This is a genomic window from Noviherbaspirillum album (assembly GCF_035916955.1).
Lineage (GTDB): Bacteria > Pseudomonadota > Gammaproteobacteria > Burkholderiales > Burkholderiaceae_D > Noviherbaspirillum > Noviherbaspirillum album.
The window spans coordinates 258,169-278,409 of the sequence record NZ_JAWIIV010000003.1 but is presented as its reverse complement, the minus strand read 5'-3'; the positions used below and the strand labels follow the sequence as shown (position 1 = coordinate 278,409).

Genomic DNA, 20,241 nt, shown 5'->3' with positions numbered 1-20,241 from the left:
GTGACCGGCAATCGGGTCAAGAAGCAAGAAGACCGACGAAGTGCCGATTGGCTACCGAAACCACAGAGGAAAAGCATGAAAGAGAATATCCACCCGGATTACCGCGAAGTCGTCTTCCTGGACATGTCCAGCGACACCAAATTCATCATCCGCTCCACCATCCAGACCAAGGAAAAAATCTCCCTGGACGGCAAGGACTACCCGCTGGTGAAACTCGAAGTCACGGCTGATTCGCACCCGTTCTATACCGGCAAGCACAAGATCGTCGACACCGCCGGCCGCGTGGAGAAATTCCGCCAGAAGTTCGGCACCCGCGGTTCCAAGACTCAGGCAGCAGGCGGCTAATTTTCGCTTGCACCGCAAAAAGGCAGCTTCGGCTGCCTTTTTTATTTTGCCGGCAGCATCGCCCACCCTTTTACGGCACAATTACGGCGACTTCGATAATAGCGTCCGGTGCCGGCAAGCTTGTCGACCATGGCAAGCATTCGTGGCAGCAATTTTCCTGCAATCAGACGCGACAATAAAATCCTGTTTCCTACATGAAGCCAGTCAGACTTCCCGCCGCCGCTACCAATGCACTTCCCCGCTGGGCCCTGTTTGGCTTGTGTCTTCTCTATATCGTCCCCGGCCTGATCGGACGCGACCCTTGGAAAACCGATGACGCGGCGAGCTTCGGCGTCATGTGGACCATGGCCAACGGCACGCTGGAAGACTGGCTGTGGCCGCACATCGTCGGTCTGCCTGCTCCCGAGAAAGGGCCGCTGGCTTACTGGATCGGCGCCATCTGCATCAAGCTGTTCGGCTGGCTGACCGGCGACCCGCTGGCTACGCGCATTGCCACCGGCGCTTTCTTCCTGGCCGGCTCTCTGTCCGTTTGGTACAGCACCTACCTGCTGGGCCGGCGACCCGAGGCTCAGCCGCTGCGCCTGGCGTTCGGCGGGCAGCCTGAACCGAGCGACTATGGACGCACGCTGGCCGATGGCGCGTTGCTGATTTTCCTGGGATGCCTTGGCTTGCTGCTGCACAGTCACAGCACCAGCACCGAAGCCCTGCAGGTATCGATGGTGGCGGTGTCGCTGTATGCGGCGACCCGGCTGTTCGAATCATGCTCGATCCGCACCGCTGCCTTCCTCGGCTTGACACTGGGCCTGCTGGTCCTGTCGCGCGGCTGGGTGGTGCCGCTTGCCATCTGGCTCGGCCTGCTGACTCTGGCCTCGTTCCGCGACCATCCCATCGTCTGGCGGCTGGCTGCCATCACGCTGCCGGTGGCGCTGCTGGTGGCCAGCCCCTGGCTGGTGGTCAGCAGCTATACGCGGCCGTTCAACAGTTCCCCGTTCGATGCCTGGATGCTCTGGAATTACCGCCAGATCGGCCTGCCTTCCTATCAGTCACTGCGGTATTTCTTCAAGAACGTCATCTGGTTCGCATGGCCGGCCTGGCCTTTCGCCGCCTGGGCGGTGTATGCATGGCGGCGCCAGTATCAGGCACCCCACATCACCATACCCCTGACTTTCTTCCTTGCATTCCTGCTGCTGGCGCTGTTCCACACGCGTACCGATGAAGGCGTGCTGCTTCCGATGCTGCCGCCGCTGGCCATTCTTGCCGCATTCGGCCTGCCGACCATGAAACGCGGCGCGATTAATGCGGTCGATTGGTTTTCGGTCATGACGCTGACAACCTGCGCCGCTTTTATCTGGCTGGGCTGGATTGCCAAGCAGACAGGCTGGCCGGCCCAACTTGCGAAAAATGCGTTCAAGCTGGCGCCGGGGTTCAAGCCCGAATTTAGCGTGATTGCCTTCGTGGTGGCAGCGGTCACCACGATAGGCTGGTTTTTCGTATTGCATTGGCGCGTATCGCGCCGGCCATCGGTGCTGTGGAGGGCGGTCGTCCTGTCATCGGGAGGTGTCATCCTGTGCTGGCTGCTGCTGATGACACTGTGGTTGCCATGGATCAATTATGGAAAAAGCTATTCCGGCGTGGCCAGGCAGCTCGCTCAGAACCTGCCCCAGGGCGATTACTGCGTCGACACCAATGTCGGCCCGGCGCAGCGCAGCTCCTTCGCCTATTTCGGCGGCGTGCCCTTTTCCCGCTTCCGGGATGCCAAGTGCGAGTTTCTTCTGCTCCAGGACAGTCACCGCGGCAGGGACAACGTCAAGACGGTGCGCTACGGCGGCGCGCAATGGCGCGTCATGTGGGAAGGCCGGCGCCCGGCTGACCGCAATGAGCGTTACCGCCTGTTGCGAAGGATGAATTGAACATACTTAGGCCTCAACTCCATACCCGCCGCATCGCTTCGCTGGCATGGCCGCTGCTGGTAGGACAGCTGGCGGTGATCGCCAACGGTGTGATCGATACGGCAATGACATCCCGCTATTCCGCGCTGGATCTCGCCGCGCTGGCCATCGGCGCCTCGGTCTATGTCAGCATTTTCGTCGGCCTCAATGGCGTGCTGGCCGCCATTTCGCCGGTGATCGGCCAACTGTTCGGCGCAGGCCGCCACGAACAGATCGGCTACCAGATGAAACAGGGTGCATGGCTGGCGCTGTTCCTGGCCATTCTCGGCAGCATCGCCCTGCTGTTTCCGCAGCCGCTGATGTCGCTGGCGCATGCCACTCCGGAGCTCAGCGAAAAAGCCACGCTATACCTGCAGGCACTGGTCTTTGCCCTGCCCGCCACCATGGGCTTTCGCCTGTATTCCTCGCTCAATACCGCGATCGGGCGGCCAAAGATGGTCATGGCCCTGCAGGTGGCAGGCCTGGCGCTGAAAGTGCCTGCCAATGCGCTGTTCATTTTCGGCGGCTTCGGCATACCGGAAATGGGCGGTCCGGGCTGCGCGGTGGCGACGGCGACTGTATCGTGGATGATGTTCCTGTGCGGCGCGGCAATCGTTCGCTTCGGACCGACCTACCGGCATTACGGACTCTTCGGCACCGGGCTGGTGCTACCTCGCTGGACGGCCCAGCGCGAACTGCTCAGGCTGGGGATTCCAATGGGGATGAGCTACCTGATCGAGGTGACGGCCTTCACTTTCATGGCGCTGTTCATTGCCCGTCTCGGCGCGACCGCGGTCGCGGGGCACCAGATCACCGCCAATTTCGCCACCGTGCTGTACATGGTGCCGCTGTCAATCGCCAATGCCACCGGCACGCTGGTCGCGCAAGCCATCGGCGCCCGCGATCCGGAGGCGGCGCGCCGCATCGGCTATGCCGGCATCCGGCTGTCGGCCATCCTCTCGGTCACCATCGGCGCGATCGTCTGGGTTCTGCGCGACCTGATCGCGCGCGCTTATACCCCCGACCCGACAGTGATTGCCGCGGCGCTGCCGCTGTTTTTCTTCATCGCCTTCTACCAGCTTTTCGATTCGGTGCAGGTGACGACCGCCTTCGTGCTGCGCGCCTACAAGGTCGCCATCGTGCCGACCTTGATCTATGCGGTCGCCTTGTGGGGCATCGGGCTGGGCGGCGGCTACATCCTCGGACTCGACCCCTTCGGCATCAGCCCGCAATTCCTGCAAGGAGCCGCTGGTTTCTGGCTCGGCAACAGTGCCAGTCTCGCGCTGGTCGCTGCGGGCCTGCTCTGGTACTTGCGCATCGTGCAACGGCATGCCCGCGGCTGATCCGGCCGGCCCGGGTGTCCATGGCGGCTGGTCGGCATGTCCGCTAACATGGCGATGTTTTGCGCCCATTTTCGTACCCGGTTTCCGCCGTCCGACAACACGGGCTTGCCCGGCGTCGCGGCGCGTGCGCCTATCCATCGAATGGACCCAATGAAGATTCACAGGATCATTGTTCCCGCTTCCCTTACCGTAATGCTCGCCGCCTGCGCCGTGCAGGCGCCGCCGGCGCGCGTCGACGCCATGAGCCCTTCCGGCTGGAACGCCGCCTTGCCGCACGGCGGCACGCTGGCCGGCCTCGCAGACTGGTGGAAGCAGACCGAGGACCCGCTGCTGCCCCAGCTCCTGGAAGCGGCGCAGCGGGCCAGCCCGACGATTTCCGCGGCGTCTTCGCGCATCGGCCAGGCACGCGCCGCCCGGGTCGCTGCCGGTGCCGCCCTGCTGCCGACAGTGGACGGCGCGCTGAGCGCAACCCGGGCCCGTTCCCAACCGCCGACGCCCACCGGCGCGGCACTGCAGGCCGGCCTGCAGACCGCATGGGAAATCGACGTGTTCGGCGCCAATGCCGCCACCCGCAATGCGGCGGAGGCACGTCTCGAAGGCGCGCAGGCAGCCTGGCATGAAGCCCGCGTCTCGGTGGCCGCCGAAACCGCCAACCTGTATTACCAGCTGCGGACCTGCGAACTCATGCTCGCCATCACCCGCTCGGATGCGCAGTCCCGGGCGGAGACGGCAAGACTGACGCAGCTTGCGATGGACGCCGGTTTTCAATCGCCCGCCAACGCCGCGCTCGCCCGCGCCAGCGCGGCCGAGGGCAGCAACCGCGCCACCCAGCAGCAGGCGCAATGCGAGATCGACGTCAAGGCTCTCACCGCGCTGACGGCCTTGCCGGAATCCGACCTGCGCCAGCGCCTGGCGGCGCCTTCGCGCCTGCCGGACACGCTTGCGCTGGCCATCGACCGCCTGCCGGCTGCAGTACTCGCGCAGCGCCCGGACGTGTTCGATGCCGAACGCGAAGTTGCCGCCGCCAGCGCCGAAGCCGGCGCCGCGCTGGCGCAGCGCTTTCCGCGCCTGAGCCTGAGCGGATCGGTCAGCGCCATCCGCTTTCGCACCGGCGGCGTCGAGACCGACCTGAGCACATGGTCGGTCGGTCCGCTGACTCTGGCCCTTCCGCTGTTCGACGGCGGCAGGCGCACCGCCAACATCGAAGCCGCGCAGGCTCGGTATGACGATGCAGTGGTCCGTTACCGCGTCCGGGTCAGGCAGGCGGTGCGCGAAGTCGAGGAGGCGCTGGTACGGCTGCAGAGCACGGCGTCGCGCAGCGATGATGCGCGCACCGCCGCCGAAGGCTTCCGGACCTCCTTCAATGCCACCGAAGCCCGCTACAAGGGCGGCCTTGCCAGCCTGGTGGAACTGGAGGAATCGAGACGCACGCGGCTGGCAGCCGAGCTCGCGCTGGCCGCCCTGCAGCAGGAGCGCATCGCGGCATGGATCTCCCTGTACCGCGCCGCCGGCGGCGGCTGGAGCGCGGAATCCGCGCAGGCGGCAACGGCCCGCACTGGGCCTTGACCGCGCCTTGAACATTCAAGAACGACGATAGCAAACGACATCATTTCCGATGAAAAGACCCAAACTCAAACCCATCACGCTGGCCCTGATTGCCGTGGCCACGCTCGCCGTCATCGTCATCACCGCCGTTTCCCTGCTGTCGGACAAGCGCGGCCAGACCGAAGGCAAGACCGCCGCCGCGCCGCCCAAGGCGGCATTGACGGTCACCACGGTGAAACCCGAGCAGATCGACGCGCCGTTGAAGCTGGTCGCCAACGGCAATATCGCCGCCTGGCAGGAGGCCATCGTGGGCAGCGAATCCAACGGTTTGCGCCTGACCGATGTCCGCGTCAATGTCGGCGACCGGGTCAAGGCCGGCCAGGTACTAGCCACCTTCGCCGAGGAAACCGGCAAGGCCGATGTGGCCCAGGCGCGCGCCGCCCTGCTGGAAGCGCAGGCGAACGCAGCCGACGCCGCCGCCAACGCGGCGCGGGCGCGCACGCTTACCGAAACCGGCGCATTGAGCACGCAGCAGATCAACCAGTACCTGACTACCGAGCAGACGGCGAAAGCCAGGGTCGAAGCCGCCAGGGCAACGCTCGCCGCGCAGGAATTGCGGCTGAAGCAGACCCGCCTGCTGGCGCCCGACGACGGCGTGATCTCGTCGCGCAGCGCGACGGTCGGCGCGGTGGTCCCCGCCGGAACAGAACTGTTCCGGCTGATCCGCCAGGGGCGGCTGGAGTGGCGGGCGGAAGTCACGTCTTCCGAACTCGGACGCCTGCGGACAGGTACCAGGGCGCTGGTCACCGCGGCCAACGGCACGCAGATCAAGGGCAGCGTGCGCAAGTTCGCGCCCACCGTCGATCCGCAGACGCGCATTGCGCTGGTGTATGTCGATCTGCCCACGGTGTCGGAGGAGGCCGCTCCGCCGAAGGCGGGCATGTTCGCCCGCGGCGAATTCGATCTCGGCAGTACGAAGGCCTTGACCGTGCCGCAGCAGTCGGTGGTGGTGCGCGACGGCTTCAGCTACGTATTCCGTGTCAACCAGGACAATCGCGTCAGCCAGATCAAGGTGCAGACCGGACGGCGGCTTCCCGACAGCATCGAGATCGTCGACGGTATCGCCGCCGATGCCGTGCTGGTGGGCAATGGCGCCGGATTCCTGAACGACGGCGACCTGGTGAAGGTCGTCAATCCGGCTTCGAAATAAGGACAGCCCGTGAATTTTTCCGCCCTTTCCATCAGGAATCCGATACCGGCGATCATGCTGTTCACGCTGCTGACGCTGGCCGGCCTGCTGGCCTACCGCGCCAGCCCGGTGCAGGACTTCCCCGATATCGAGCTGCCGATCGTCATCGTCAACGCGGCCCTGCCCGGCGCGGCTCCCGCCCAGCTCGAGACCGAAGTCGCGCGCAAGATCGAGGATTCCATCGCCTCGGTGCAGGGTATCAAGAACATCTACACCAAGGTGCTCGACGGCGAAGTGCAGCTGACCGTGGAATTCATCCTGGAGAAGCAGATCTCGGACGCGGTCAATGATGTGCGCGACGCCGTGACCCGCGTGCGGGCTGACCTGCCGAGCGAGCTGCGCGACCCGACCATTTCCAAGAACCCGACCTCGGGCCGGGCGGTGCTGACTTTCGTCGTCAATGCCACTCCCGGCTCCAACAGCCAGCTCGACATGCAGGAGCTGAGCTGGTTCGTCGACAATACCGTGACCAAGCGCGTGCTGGCGGTACAGGGCGTGGGTGCGGTCAAGCGCATCGGCGGCGTGACCCGCGAAATCCGCATCGAGCTCGATCCGGGACGCATGAGCGCGCTCGGCGTTTCGGCGGTCGATGTCTCCCGCCAGATCCGCCTGGTGCAGCAGGAAGCGCCCGGCGGGCGCGGCGATGTCGGCGGCGCCGAACAGGCGGTGCGCACCATCGCCACGGTCAAGACCGCGCAGGAATTGGGCGCGATGGAAATACCGCTGGCCGATGGCCGGCATGTGCGCCTGAGCGAAGTCGGCACCGTCACCGACACCGTCGCCGAGCAGCGTTCGGAAGCCACCCAGGATGGGCGCAAGGTGGTGGCCTTCGAAATCTTCCGCACCAAGGGCGCCAGCGAACTGACGGTGGCCCGCAATGCGCAGGCCGCGATCGCCGAACTGCAGCAGGCCCATCCCAACATTGCGCTGAAACAGGTGATCGACAACGCCCAGCCGGTGGAGGAGAACTTCGACGGCTCGATGCACCTGCTCTATGAAGGCGCGCTGCTGGCGATCCTGGTGGTCTGGTGGTTCCTGCGCGACTGGCGCGCCACGCTGGTAGCCGCCGCCGCGCTGCCGCTATCGGTGATCCCGACCTTCCTCGGCCTGTCCTATTTCGGCTATACGCTCAATACCGTGACGCTGCTGGCGCTGGCGCTGGTGGTCGGCGTGCTGGTCGATGACGCCATTGTGGAAATCGAGAACATCGCGCGCCATCTGCAGATGGGCAAGACGCCGATGCAGGCCGCGATGGAAGCGGCCGACGAGATCGGGATGGCGGTCATCGCCACCACCTTCGCGCTGGTTGCCGTGTTCCTGCCGACGGCGTTCATGGGCGGCATCCCGGGACTGTTCTTCAAGCAGTTCGGCTGGACGGCGGTGATCGCCATCCTCGCCTCGCTGGTGGTGGCACGCCTGCTCACGCCCATGATGGCGGCCTACCTGCTCAAGCCGGCCAAACATGCCGAGCCGGTGCAGGACGGCTGGATCATGCGCAAGTATCTCGCCACCATGCAATGGTGCCTGCGCCACAGGCTGTTCACGGCGATCGCCTCCGGCGTGTTCTTCGTCGCTTCGCTGGCGCTGGTGACGCTGCTGCCGACCGGCTTCGTGCCGTCGGCGGACCGCAGCCAGACCCAGATCAATATCGAACTGCCGCCCGGCAGCGCGCTCGCGGAAACCCGCCTCGTCGCGGAACAGGCCAGGCTGGCGGCCATGCAGGTCAAGGGCATAGAAAGCGTGTTCAGCTCGATCGGCGGCGGCTCCAGCGGCGATGCCTTCGTGCCCGGCGCCACCGCCGAAGCGCGGCGCGCGGTGCTGACGCTCACCACCACCCATCGCACCGAGCGCGACGAATCGCTGCAGGAGATCGAGAACCAGATCCGGCAGAGGCTCGCCGAGATTCCAGGAGCGCGCTTCAATGTCGGCCCGCCCGACACTGGCGTCAAGATGCAGCTGGTACTGCGCAGCGACGATCCGGTAGCACTGCTGCAGTCGGCGCAGAAGGTGGAACGCGAGCTGCGCACCCTGCAAGGCATAGGCAACGTCAGTTCTAGCGCGTCGCTAGTGCGGCCGGAAATCATTGTCCGCCCCGACTTCGCCAGGGCGGCCGACCTCGGCGTGACGGCGGCGAGCATCGGCGAGACCGTGCGCGTGGCCACCGCCGGCGACTACGACATCGCGCTGCCCAAGCTCAACCTGTCCGAGCGCCAGGTGCCGATCCGCGTGAAGCTGCCGGACACGGTGCGCGCCGACCTCGCCTCCATCGAGCGCCTGACCGTGCCCGGACGGCAGGGGCCGGTCATGCTCGACAACGTCGCCGACGTCGGCATCGACAGCGGCCCGGCGCAGATCGACCGCCTCAACCGCAGCCGCAACGTGATCCTGGAAGTCGAACTCGGCGGCCGCGCGCTCGGCGAGCTCAACGCCGAAGCGCGCGCCCTGCCCTCGATGAAAAGCCTGCCGCCCTCGGTGAAGATCGCTGAACTGGGCGACGCCCAGGAGATGCAGGCGCTGTTCGCCAGCTTCGGCCTCGCCATGCTGATCGGGGTGCTGTGCATCTATGGCGTGCTGGTGCTGCTGTTCAAGGATTTCATGCAACCGGTGACGATCCTTGCGGCATTGCCGTTGTCGATCGGCGGCGCCTTCGTTGCGCTGCTGTTGACCGGCAAGGCGCTTTCGATGCCGTCGATGATCGGCCTGATCATGCTGATGGGCATCGTGACCAAGAACTCGATCCTGCTGGTGGACTATGCGATCCTCGCGCGCCAGGCAGGCATGAGCCGCTTCGAGGCGCTGGTCGATGCCTGCCACAAGCGCAGCCGGCCCATCGTGATGACGACGATCGCCATGGGTGCCGGCATGCTGCCGCTGGCCATGGGCTGGGGCGCCGACCCCAGCTTCCGCTCGCCGATGGCTACCGCGGTGATCGGGGGACTGATCACTTCCACCTTACTGAGCCTGCTGGTGGTGCCGGCGGTGTACACCTATATCGATGATCTTGAACACCTGCTCAAGCGCCTGCTGGGAAAGGAGAAAAAACACGTGGAGGCTGCCCATCACGTGATGCGTCGGGAAGAATTACCTCGGGAGCATTGAAGCAGATAGGCGATGCAGCCGGAAACTCCCTCGATTCTTTCCGGCTGCATGCGGCTCAGCGCTGCTCGCCTTGACTGCAGACGGAACGCGACGGATCGGCTTCGCACCGCTTGTCGATCAGGTAATTGACCGCATACGCACCGACCAGGCCCGCGATGAGCAGGACAATCATTGTCTGGATAATGGTCCAGCCTTGCTGTTTCATGAAGCTTTCCTTGTGTAAATCCTGAGCCCTGAATCCTGAAGATTGAATGGCTTGAATGTGCAGATGCGCATTGCCGACTGACATTATAGGATGTCATGCCGGCATCCCCTCCCAAACGACTCTCATTCCCCGTGCCGCTGGCCTTGGCAAGCTCCACGCATCGCCCGCCTGCGGCGAATAACGCAGCGCTCTCAACGATCTTTCGTAATCAATCCCGGCTATCTGCGAATGAACAAAACCGACAAAACAGACAAGGGCACCGGAACTACTGTATTTTTATACAGTCTTTAAGGGACGGATACTCGTTAGCCAGATGGCATTACAGCCTGGCAAAACGAAATCGCATCTATCTGCCTCTTAAATGGAGAAAGCAATGGACAAGCAAACCCAAGACAACGCTCAAGACAGCAACATGCTCAAGGATCCGAAGAATTGGACCACGGGCGACGAACCGATGACCGGAGCGCAGAAATCCTATCTGAAGACTCTGGCGGAACAAGCCAATGAAACAGTCGACGACGATCTCACCAAGGCGGAAGCGTCGGAGCGTATCGATGAATTGCAGCACAGGACGGGCCGCGGGCTTGAAGACCAGCATGGCAGCCAGCGCAAGTGACCACTGATTGCCATCGAAAACGCCATGTTCCTGCTTGGTTTCAGGACATGGCGTTTTGCTTTTGATGATCAACCGTCCGGATGCCGGGGCGATGGTTGCCTGCGAAAGGGGCTCCCGGTAGCGGAGCCGATCAGGAACGGCCTTGACCAATCTGCGTTGCGTTGCTTATGCAATATGCCATATGCAAACCTGCAAAAGAGCCCCAACCCCACAACTCTAGCCAAGCTGGACGCAGGAACATTGGAACGATGCTACTGGGACCGGGTGAGGAAAAATATTCCTGCAAAGATCAGCACGATGCCTGCGGCCTTCTGCAGGCCGAAGCTTTCCCCGAAGAGCAGCGTACTGCTGGTTGCAATCAGAAAGAAGGTGGCGCCGGCCATCGTCGGCGATGCCACGCTTAATGGATTTACTGCGAATACCCGTATCGTCAGCAAGAAGCTGAGACCATAAAGGACCACGGCCAGCAAGAGCCATGGAGACGTCAGGTAACTCCACTTGTTCGCCAAGGTTTCATGGCTGGAGTACTTCATGCTCAGCTGTGCCGTTACGTTGCAAAGCACCGCAAAGAAAGCGATCAGCGGCTCATTCATTGATGGAATCCTTTTTCCAGGGCCTGATGAGATAGTTTGGCCTGCCCTTGATTTCATCATAGATAAGGGCCAGATAATGGCCGACGATGCCAAGCCCCAGCAGGATCGCCCCGCCCATGAGAATAATCAGCAGATTGACCGTGGTGAAGCCGTCTATCGCCGCACCGCGAAACTTCTGCACCAGACTCACAATGCCTACTACCGCTCCTATGGATAAGGTGCCCATGCCTATGTAGGTGACCAGCCGCAATGGCAAGCTGGAAAAATGGGTCAGATTGTTGATCGCGTAGCGGATCAGCTTCAGCTTGTTCCACTGGCTCGTGCCGCCTGCGCGTTCGGGTACCGAAAATGGAATCTGAGCGCTCGGGAACCTCGCCCATCCAATCAAGCCGCGGAAAAACCTGTGCCGTTCAGGGAAGGCCAGGTAGGTGTCGATCACCTGGCGATCGAGGAGCTTGAAGTCGGACTGTCCGGCAAGGTCAAGGCCGGCGAGATGGCGGAAGAGAAAATAGAATGTCCGGGCGAACAATTTTCCGGAAAATGTTTCCACCCCGCGGTGGCTTTTTACCGCCTCGACCACGAAGGCACCGCCACGCCACAGTTCGAGCATTTGCGGAATCAGTGCCGGAGGATGTTGAAGATCCGAATCAAGCACGATGGCGACTTCCCCTTTGGCCTGTTCCAGCCCGGCGTGAATCGCAGCCTCCTTGCCGAAATTGCGCGTGAAGGCAATGACGGAAATGCGCGGATCCCGTGCAGCCGCGCGTTCGACTTCCTTGACCGTCATGTCACGGGAGCCATCATCAACGGCGATCAGTTCAATGTCAGCCCACGAAGTTTCGGCGCCAGCGAGAATTGCATGCAGATTGTCGTAGGCATACCGTTCTTCGTTGTAGAGCGGGACGACGAGACTGACTAAAGGTTTGTTAATCATTCATTTATTCTTATATTCGGAGAATTCGGGGATTGGCGGGTAATGGTCAGCCGATGAACGCGCAGCGCATGTCCACCATTGGAATACGTACGAATTTCAACTTTGTGAGCGGTACCTTCGACATTGAAATTACCTGATATCTCTTTTTCCATTCCGGCCGAACCCGGTAACTCATCACGGATTACAGGTATTGATTTGGCGTTATCGTCCATCAGGACGAGATCCCACCACCCCACCTCGGCGGTAGAAGCTTCGGCGCTATCGTAAACTAGTTTGAATTGATAGGCACCGGGTGCAAGCCTTGCATAGGGTCCGAATGTAAGAAATCCCGGGGCGTCGGTGGCATTCGCCAGACGGTGGTTGCCCGAGACCTGGCCGGTTATGCCTGGCAACTGCGCCCCCTCCCAGTGTGCCGAGCCGTACGGCAAGCCGGAGATGGGTCGTGTCACTATTTGTTTGCCAGACCAGTATGCGGAATCGGTGCCTGGTCTGCACGCAATAAAGTGCGCAGTCTCCGCGCATTCGCCAAGGCTTGCGGCCTTGCGAAACCCGGCGGGCAGGTTCAGTCGCAGGGATTCCAATTGTCTCACTGGAAGCAGATACAAAGCATCGGCGGCGAGCGCTCCGTCGAATTCCCTATCGTTGGCTTCGCAGTCTTCTTTCAGTCGCGCGACATGACCCGTATCGAGAGGCTTATGGTATCGGGCCGCGATGCGCTGTGCGAACACATAGTCGTGATCTGACGCAGCGCCGCAGCTGTAAGCCGGATACAGGTGAATGGAGCGTACGCCTTTTAGCAGGACATCCCATTTCGACAAGTCGTCGCCAGCTGGCGCCGAAACCAGGCTTCTCACGTTGGAGCGCATGTCACTCGTATCTATCCATTGCAACGGTAGCGCAACTATCATTACAGCAGTTGCCAGCAACGGATAACTGCGGAATACCGCCGCCATTGCTCCGAAGATAATCAAATAGGCAACTGGCCAGAAGAAGCGTGCGCTGACACGAAAGGTACCCGTCAGGACTTCAAGCGACGCCGGTATTCTGTACAGCTCGGGGACGGCGACCTGCGCGCCCCAGCGAACCGTAGGAGAGATGGCATAGAGAAGAAACAAGGCCATCAAGACAATCAATGCCGGATAACGCCTGATCGCCGAAATGAATGAGCGGGCACGTACGGCAATTCCGACCAGAATAATCGTTAATGCACCGGCGCCGAAGTAGGTAAAGCTTTCGCCGTTTAACTGGGCCCTGTTGAACGGACACGGGGTCAGCGTGCCGCCGCAAAAAGGTGCGGCCAGATCCAACGAGTATTGTCCAAAACCGGCTGTCACGGTATTACCCTGGCTGAAATAGCCTAGCGCTGCACTAACGGCCGCAACCGTGACCAAAGATAAAACAAACAGTCCGCCTTGTGTTTTCCATCCTTTGCCGTTCAGGCCTTGATCCACGAGGTAGGCAATGAAGATCGGATAGCACATCGCGAAAAGATATGGGTGGATCAGCAAGGCCGCTACCGAGACGGCGATTTGCAACAGCCCGGTTCGTGCCGTGCTGTGGCTGGCTCTGCTTCCGGAAAAATACAATGCAAGCGCAAATAAAATCAGGCCGTGTGTCATCAACGATGTATGACTCGTGCGCCAATACAGCGTTGGCCACATGACGGACATTGACGCCGCAGCGATTGCACCCGGCAGGTGGCGCACTCCCAATGCTCTTATCAGAGCAACGGCGCCTAGCGCCTGCATCAGATAAGCCACGGCATGCCACCATCCTATATAGTGGAATTGCTCGGGCAGCCAGCTTGCAAAAGGTTTCACGAGCAGCGCTGCCAGCGGAATGCTATCGGTAAAAGCAATGGACGTACCGTGCGGATGGTTCAGCAAGAAGGTGTGCAATAAGGGAAAGTGCCAGGCATCACGTACGTAAAACAGCCACCCGGTCACGTGCTGAGCAGCATCGCCGCTCTCAAAGAATGCGCCGCGGCCATCAAGGAAGCTGGATGGGTATAACACCCGAATCATGAGCGCGGCGACAAGAAGCGCCGCGAATATCGCAGGGTACCTGGACGTGACTATCGGGGTTCCAGCATGTGCGTTGCCGACCCCTTTCCTTGGGCCGGACAGCATTTGCCTTTGAATAATTTTAAATACCATACCGCTTGACGAGAATAGGCAGGGAACGGCACGGAATTACCAACACACAGGCACCTCGACTCCGTGCATGAAGAGTTCGGCCTTGCGTACAAGTGCCAACTTTCGATTACTTTGGATAGGTCATCCTGAAGACCCGGCTGCAACAAGGTCACAGACGCGCGAGATAATATAATCAAATTACCAAGCTGGCGTGTTGATAAGCATCGACTGACTCTTCCACATTATTTTTAACCAGGCATTATATATATTACGGCCGAAATATTTCCGGAGGCAAAAGCTGAGTGACCTCGGCTGTCCAATGGACGCCGACCGGACATACATGTGGATGAGACAGCGCCATGACAAGCCGCAGTCCGGCTGCGCCGGGTGCGTCGGCTGAACGGTGCTGATGTGCCGTTTGATCTGTCTTCAGGACAAGGCTGCGAGCATGAGGTCAGCACGGCTCAGCGTATAACCCGTTGCATCCTGAGGTTGCATCAAGCAAAGTATGCAGAAAATCATACGTGAGTGGACGGCAATAATGACCACCAACCCTCGCTAGACCTTCATCGGCAGAATCACCATTTGCAAGCTTTCGAAATGCAGCCTGCGCTGGATCGCAAGCGCCGCCTGGTTGTGCAGCAGGCGAATGAACCAGTTGTCATGCTCGAAGATCAGCTTGCTGGTAAAGAAGATGGAGTTCGGATATTCATTGCTGATGGTTTCGCACAGCTTCGTTACTTCATCCACCACATCGGTGCCGAAACCAAGATAGGCTGCGGAGGCCATGCCATGGCTCTGGCAGAAGTCGACGAAGAATTTCAGCGTGGCGTTGGCTTCCGCCCGCATCTGCTCCACCGCGCCTTCGCCGCCATAGGCATGCGCATCGACGGTGCGGGCATTGACGAAAATGAAGTTCTTGAAATGGCCGGGGAACATGCGCTGCACCCACAGCAAGGCATGCAAGCCGCCGCCGCGCGAGGAGCCGACGATGAAGACCGCAGTCTGGCTGGCGGGGTCGGGATCGAGGACGCCGGCATGCGGACCAAAAGGCTGGTTGGCGAACACCTGGTCCACGGAATGGATGGCGTTCTTGGTGTCGCGGTAATGATTGCGAATGTAAATGCACAGCGCCGCGATGGCCCCGATGATGACCACGGCGGCCCAGGCGCCCTCGGTGAATCTTTCGATCAGCAGTACGCACAGGATGCTGGCGCAGATGACAAATCCGATCAGGGAAAGGGACAGGCGGCGCATCCACGCTTTCTCGTTACGATGGCGCCACCAGTAGAGGCAAAGGCCGAACAGCGAGACGGCGAAGGTCAGAAAGACCGACACCGAGTACAGCACGACCAGCACGGTCACGCTGCCACCGGTCCATAACAGGATCGCAAGCGCCGCAATGCCCATCACCAGGATGCCGTTCTGCGTGACCAGGCGCGTTGAGAGATAGCGGAATTTGTGCGGCACCCAGGAATCGGCGGCCATGTTGGACAGCACCGACGGCCCGCCGAGAAAACCGGTATTGGCGGCGACGAAGAGCAGGCCTGCCTCGAAGGCGAGCACGATGGTCAGCATGATCTGGTTGGCCCATGCGCCCAGGCCGAAGCTTTCGATGATGGCGCGGAAGGTGGAGGCATTGAGCGTCTGTCCCGCGACCGGCCTCGCATCCCAGAGCAGGTACAGCAGGATGATGCCGCTGGCGGTGAACGCCAAGGAAAGCGCCATGTAGATCATGGTCATCCTGCCGGTGCGCACGCGGGGTTCGGCGAGAATATTCACATTGTTGGAAACCGCTTCCAGGCCGGTGTAGGTGCCGCCGCCATGCGAATAGGCAAGCAGCAGCATGCCGGCCACGCTGATCCAGCCGATGTCCTTGGCAAGCGACGTGGTTTCCGACAGCGTGTTGGGCACCAGGTCGGGCAGATAAGAAGCATGGGCGAAGATGCCGTACACGATCAGCGCGAAATGCGTGATGACGAAGCCGATGAAGATTGGCAGCAGCACGCGGATGGCTTCCTTCATGCCGCGCAGGTTGAGGATGATCAGCAGACCGATGACAAAGGCTTCGGCCGGCAGCTTGTAGGCATGGAAGCCGAGGGGCAGCAGCGAGGCCAGGGCCTCGACGCCCGCGGCCACCGAGATTGCGATCGTCAGCACGTAATCAAGTATCAGCGCGCATCCCGCGATCAGGCCCATGTACGGGCCGACAAGCACGGATGCGACGCGATATCCGCCTCCCCCGGTGGGGAACAGTTCGATGACCTGGTTATACGCAAGGGCAATGATGAAGACGGTGATCGCGGTGGCGAGCGCCATGTAGAGGCCGAGATGGCTATGCTCGCCCAACGCACGGAAAGTTTCTTCAGGACCATACGCCGAAGACGACAGGCCGTCGGCGCCAAGTCCGACCCAGGCCAGGAAGGCCACCAGAGCGAGGGAATGCCGCGTCTCGGACTTCATCGGATCGAGTGCTTTGCCGAGAACGATCTCGCGGATTTTGGCGGACTTCATTATTGTTGTAGCGAACTAGATATCAGGAAGTAGGCGATGATACGCCTTTCAATTCCGGTATGACAATGCGAACAGGGGCGGCACGTGTTGCTCGATTGCTGCAAATCGGAGATAATACCCGGCGCGTTGCATTTCGCAGCAGGCATCGCAGCACCATTGCGGACAGCAACTGGATTGTCCGTTCAGGTATCGCCCGGGTGGTGAAATTGGTAGACGCGCCGGACTCAAAATCCGGTTCCGAAAGGAGTGTCGGTTCGATTCCGACCCCGGGCACCAAGAAAAACAGAAGTCAGACTGAAGTCGATTGACAGATTGACAGCGCACCCAACGAGGTGCGTTTTTCATTTGTGCGGCACAATCATGGGACACGCACGGCGCAAGGCAGAATGAACGCCGCATATTGCCTGCCCTTCCGTATCGATACCCCCAGGATCGCCAATGCCCTTCTCACTTGATAACCTGCTCGTCGTCGGCATTTCCTCGCGCGCGCTGTTCGACCTTGAGGCCGAGGAAGCGATCTTCCGCACGCAAGGGCTGGAAGCCTACCGCAAGCACCAGATCGAACACGAGAACGAGATCCTGAAGCTCGGCGCGGGCTTTGCGCTGGTGCGCGCGCTGCTGCGCCTGAACGTCCTGGTGCACAACCAGCGCTTCGTCGAAGTCGTCATCATGTCCCGCAATTCGTCGGAAACATCGATGCGAATATTCAATTCGATCCGTCATTACGATCTCGACATCACGCGCGCAGTCCTGTCCGGCGGCGCCTCGCTCGCACCCTACCTGCATGCCTTCAATGTCAGCCTGTTCCTGTCGCTGCATGAAGACGACGTGGAGGCCGCGATCAATTCCGGCGTGGCATCCGCGCTGCTCTACCAGAAACCGGACAATACGCTGGAGGAAGTCGACCAGATCCGCATCGCCTTCGACGGCGACGCGGTGATCTTTTCCGACGAATCGGAAAAGATTTTCCAGGAACAGGGCATCGAGGCGTTCGAGAATCATGAACGGGAAAACGCGCTCAAGCCTCTTCCGGAAGGCCCGTTCGCGCGGCTGCTCAAGGCGCTGTCCTATATACAGAACAATTTCAAATCGGCCGACGGCCGTTCCGCACCGATACGCACGGCGCTCGTCACCGCGCGTTCTTCTCCTGCCCATGAACGCGTCATTCGCACGCTGCGCGCCTGGGATGTCGCCATCGATGAAACCTTCTTCATGGGCGGCGTAGCGAAGTCGCAGGTGCTTGCAGCGTTCAAGCCGCACATCTTCTTCGATGACCAGCATGCGCATTGCGACCGTGCCGCGCCTCTGGTGCAGACCGGGCGGGTTCCGCTCAAATCGCTGCGCGATGCCGGCCTGCAGCTCAAATAGGCTTAATGCGGCGTGATCCTGCAGTAGTCATTGCCGCAGTCGTTACCGAATTTGTTGACAGGCATGCAATTTGTGCAGAAACGCCGATTCCTGTATCACACACTGATGTAGCCGTTTATAAATTTCGGCAAAAGAGTAGAATTGCACCTATTTGCGTTTCCGCAAGGCAATTCCCGAGGCAGGTATGAATGACGCAGGTCCCATGTTGAAGCAGCTTAACCGCACCTTTATCGGCAGCGTACTATTCATCGACATCGTCGGCTACTCGACACGGACCGTGCCCGACCAGCTGGAAATGAAGGAAGTATTCAATGCCATGCTGGCCGACGCCGTGCAGAATGTCGCGCCGAATGAACGCATCATGGTCGACACCGGCGACGGCGCGGGCATTGCCTTCCTTGGCGATCCCGAAGATGCGCTGTTCGCGGCGCTGTCCCTGCGCGATGCGATCGAAACCATGGGCGTGGGCATTGGCGAACCGGGCTTCGTCCGCATGGGTATCAACCTTGGGCCGCTGAAGATCGTACGCGACATCAACGGCCATACCAACATGATCGGCGATGGCGTCAATGACGCGCAACGGGTGATGAGCTTCTCCGAACCGGGACAGGTGATGGTGTCGCATTCCTATTACGACATCATCTCGCGCTTTTCGCGGGACTATACCCAATTGTTCGTCTATGAAGGCATGCGTCAGGACAAGCATGTGCGCGAACACGAGGTGTATCGGTTCGGACCGCTCAAGGACAATGAAAACCTGACGGAGAAGCTGCGCGACCGCTCTCGGGCGCGCCATACCGTCAGTCACGAACCCGTGCCGGAGACCATCCCGATGTCGGCGGCCGCATCCGGCAGGCAGACCGCCGCGCAGTCCGCCGCCGGGCATGGCCAGGGCCAGGCACAAGGGCAGGCTCCGGCCGCAGGCAGGATGTCGCGCACCGGACTGATTGCCGCCGGTGTCGGCGCCCTTTCGCTGGTCGGCGCCGTTTGGTCGTGGACCAGCGCACCGAAGGAACCGCAGGAGAGCACGACCGCAATGACAGCCCCGGCGCAAGCCGCTCCGGCATCGCCCGACACCGCAAGCCCGCCTTCCTCTGCGGCTGCGGCGGGCGTCAAGGCCGATATGGCTGCAGCCGCAAAACCACAGGCCGTTCCTGCCGCGGCGGCGGCCGTCGCCGCACCAGCACCCACCCCGCCGGTCGCTGCCGCAGCACCTGCCGGCGGTTCCGCGAACGCCGAACCGGCCGCGCCGCCGGTAAAGCCTGGCACCATCAATCTCGCAATCCAGCCCTGGGGTGAAATCTATGTAGACGGCACCAAGCGCGGCATCAGTCCGCCGATCAAGTCCATCAGCCTGGCGCCGGGCAAACATCGCATCGAGGTGCGCAACGGCGACTTCGCGCCGTACAAGGAAACCATCGAAGTGAAGGCCGGCGGCGAATCCACCGTTCAGTTCGTGTTTTGAAAATCAAGAGGAGCAAGAAGATGTCCCGCATCAAGTTCGCTGTCGTTTTGCTGGCCGCTGCAATGGCCGGCTGCGCCCAGCTTCCTCAACAGGCCGGCAGCAACGCCGCCGTCGTTCTGTCGTCGACCGAGGCGCAGTCGCGTTATCAGCAGGGCTTGAGCGACTACCGTGAAAACCGCCACGATACGGCGCTAGTCGAACTGAACGCCGCGCTAGCAAGCAACCAGCTGACGGCGCAGGATACGGCCAACGCGCACAAGCATATCGCCTTCATCCATTGCATGAATGGCCGCGAGCTTCAGTGCCGCGAGCAGTTCCAAGCCTTGCTGAAGGTCGATCCAAAATTCGATCTGTCCGTGGCCGAAGCCGGTCATCCGCAGTGGGGACCGGTGTGGCTCTCAACCAAGGGCGCCATGGAAGAGCGGCTTGCGTTGACCCGTGGTACCAGCGCCAATGCCACGCCGGGGCAGCAGAAGCTGGCGGAAGGCATCAAGGAATACGAAGCCGGGCGCTACAAGGAATCGCTGGCCGCGCTGCAGGCCGCGTTGAAAGCCGGCCTTCCCGCCCGCAACGACGAACTGCGCGCGCACAAGTATTCGGCTTTCATCTACTGTGTTACTCGGCGCAGCAAGCCATGCCGCAATGAGTTCAAAAAACTCTTCGCCAAGGATGCCGCATTCGAACTGTTGCCCTCCGAATCCGGCCATCCTGCCTGGGCTTCCATTTATCGCAGCGAAAAAGCTGCCGTGTTGAAGAAGGCGGCGCCGGCACCCGCCCAGAAAAAGGCCAAAAAAGCGTCCTGATGCCTCATTCTCCCGTGCGGCACATGCCGTCGCGCTGATTGCAAAAAAGCCATTCTCCTTTTGGAAGAACGGCTTTTTTGTCTTGATGACGCCTGCGTC

General features: G+C 61.2%; 15 protein-coding genes and 1 tRNA gene. 11 read left to right on the top strand and 5 right to left on the bottom strand.

What is annotated here, in order from left to right; all coding sequences use genetic code 11:
• Positions 1 to 75: 75 nt before the first annotated feature.
• From RY831_RS06155 to RY831_RS06130, 6 genes are all read left to right on the top strand, one after another.
• Entirely contained in the window at positions 76 to 345 is a 270-nt protein-coding gene (locus RY831_RS06155; protein WP_326505438.1) for a type B 50S ribosomal protein L31, read from the top strand.
• Positions 346 to 539: 194 nt separating this feature from the next.
• Complete coding sequence (locus RY831_RS06150; RefSeq protein WP_326505437.1) at positions 540 to 2,255, top strand: ArnT family glycosyltransferase; 1,716 nt, start codon at positions 540 to 542, stop codon at positions 2,253 to 2,255.
• Positions 2,252 to 3,616: an MATE family efflux transporter gene (locus tag RY831_RS06145; protein WP_326505436.1), complete on the top strand. Its 1,365-nt coding sequence runs from the start codon at positions 2,252 to 2,254 to the stop codon at positions 3,614 to 3,616. Before RY831_RS06150 ends, RY831_RS06145 begins: the two co-directional genes overlap by 4 nt.
• Positions 3,617 to 3,766: 150 nt before the next feature.
• Complete coding sequence (locus tag RY831_RS06140; RefSeq protein ID WP_326505435.1) at positions 3,767 to 5,182, top strand: efflux transporter outer membrane subunit; 1,416 nt, start codon at positions 3,767 to 3,769, stop codon at positions 5,180 to 5,182.
• Between the two features lie 49 nt (positions 5,183 to 5,231).
• Complete coding sequence (locus RY831_RS06135) at positions 5,232 to 6,371, top strand: efflux RND transporter periplasmic adaptor subunit (protein WP_326505434.1); 1,140 nt, start codon at positions 5,232 to 5,234, stop codon at positions 6,369 to 6,371.
• Between the two features lie 9 nt (positions 6,372 to 6,380).
• Entirely contained in the window at positions 6,381 to 9,509 is a 3,129-nt protein-coding gene (locus tag RY831_RS06130) for an efflux RND transporter permease subunit (RefSeq protein WP_326505433.1), read from the top strand.
• Positions 9,510 to 9,564: 55 nt separating this feature from the next.
• Here the strand turns inward: RY831_RS06130 and RY831_RS06125 are convergent, their stop codons facing one another.
• Entirely contained in the window at positions 9,565 to 9,714 is a 150-nt protein-coding gene (locus RY831_RS06125) for a hypothetical protein (protein ID WP_326505432.1), read from the bottom strand.
• 373 nt (positions 9,715 to 10,087) lie between these two features.
• Here RY831_RS06125 and RY831_RS06120 point away from each other — a divergent pair, with 373 nt between their 5' ends.
• Complete coding sequence (locus RY831_RS06120) at positions 10,088 to 10,330, top strand: DUF3072 domain-containing protein (RefSeq protein WP_326505431.1); 243 nt, start codon at positions 10,088 to 10,090, stop codon at positions 10,328 to 10,330.
• Positions 10,331 to 10,581: 251 nt separating this feature from the next.
• On the opposite strand, the gene RY831_RS06115 is transcribed toward RY831_RS06120, so the two are convergent.
• The 4 genes from RY831_RS06115 to RY831_RS06100 form a co-directional block, all read right to left on the bottom strand.
• Positions 10,582 to 10,923, bottom strand: a complete 342-nt coding sequence (locus tag RY831_RS06115) for a DMT family transporter (RefSeq protein WP_326505430.1) — start codon at positions 10,921 to 10,923, stop codon at positions 10,582 to 10,584.
• Positions 10,916 to 11,857 (bottom strand): glycosyltransferase family 2 protein, encoded by a 942-nt coding sequence (locus RY831_RS06110; protein WP_326505429.1) that lies wholly within the window; start codon positions 11,855 to 11,857, stop codon positions 10,916 to 10,918. Before RY831_RS06110 ends, RY831_RS06115 begins: the two co-directional genes overlap by 8 nt.
• Positions 11,854 to 14,013: a DUF6311 domain-containing protein gene (locus tag RY831_RS06105; protein WP_326505428.1), complete on the bottom strand. Its 2,160-nt coding sequence runs from the start codon at positions 14,011 to 14,013 to the stop codon at positions 11,854 to 11,856. The genes RY831_RS06110 and RY831_RS06105 overlap by 4 nt, the downstream gene beginning before the upstream one ends.
• A gap of 537 nt (positions 14,014 to 14,550) precedes the next feature.
• Positions 14,551 to 16,506: an APC family permease gene (locus tag RY831_RS06100; RefSeq protein ID WP_326505427.1), complete on the bottom strand. Its 1,956-nt coding sequence runs from the start codon at positions 16,504 to 16,506 to the stop codon at positions 14,551 to 14,553.
• 191 nt (positions 16,507 to 16,697) lie between these two features.
• Between RY831_RS06100 and RY831_RS06095 the strand changes: the two genes are divergently transcribed.
• From RY831_RS06095 to RY831_RS06080, 4 genes are all read left to right on the top strand, one after another.
• A tRNA-Leu gene (locus RY831_RS06095) sits at positions 16,698 to 16,782 on the top strand.
• A 162-nt stretch (positions 16,783 to 16,944) separates the two neighbouring features.
• On the top strand, positions 16,945 to 17,874 hold the full coding sequence (locus RY831_RS06090) for a 5'-nucleotidase (RefSeq protein WP_326505426.1): 930 nt from the start codon (positions 16,945 to 16,947) through the stop codon (positions 17,872 to 17,874).
• 202 nt (positions 17,875 to 18,076) lie between these two features.
• A complete protein-coding gene (locus tag RY831_RS06085; protein WP_326505425.1) occupies positions 18,077 to 19,339 on the top strand; it encodes an adenylate/guanylate cyclase domain-containing protein in 1,263 nt (420 codons plus the stop codon).
• Positions 19,340 to 19,359: 20 nt separating this feature from the next.
• The gene (locus RY831_RS06080) at positions 19,360 to 20,142 is read left to right on the top strand and encodes a TssQ family T6SS-associated lipoprotein (RefSeq protein ID WP_326505424.1); all 783 of its coding nucleotides are present in this window, start codon (positions 19,360 to 19,362) and stop codon (positions 20,140 to 20,142) included.
• Positions 20,143 to 20,241 lie beyond the last annotated feature (99 nt).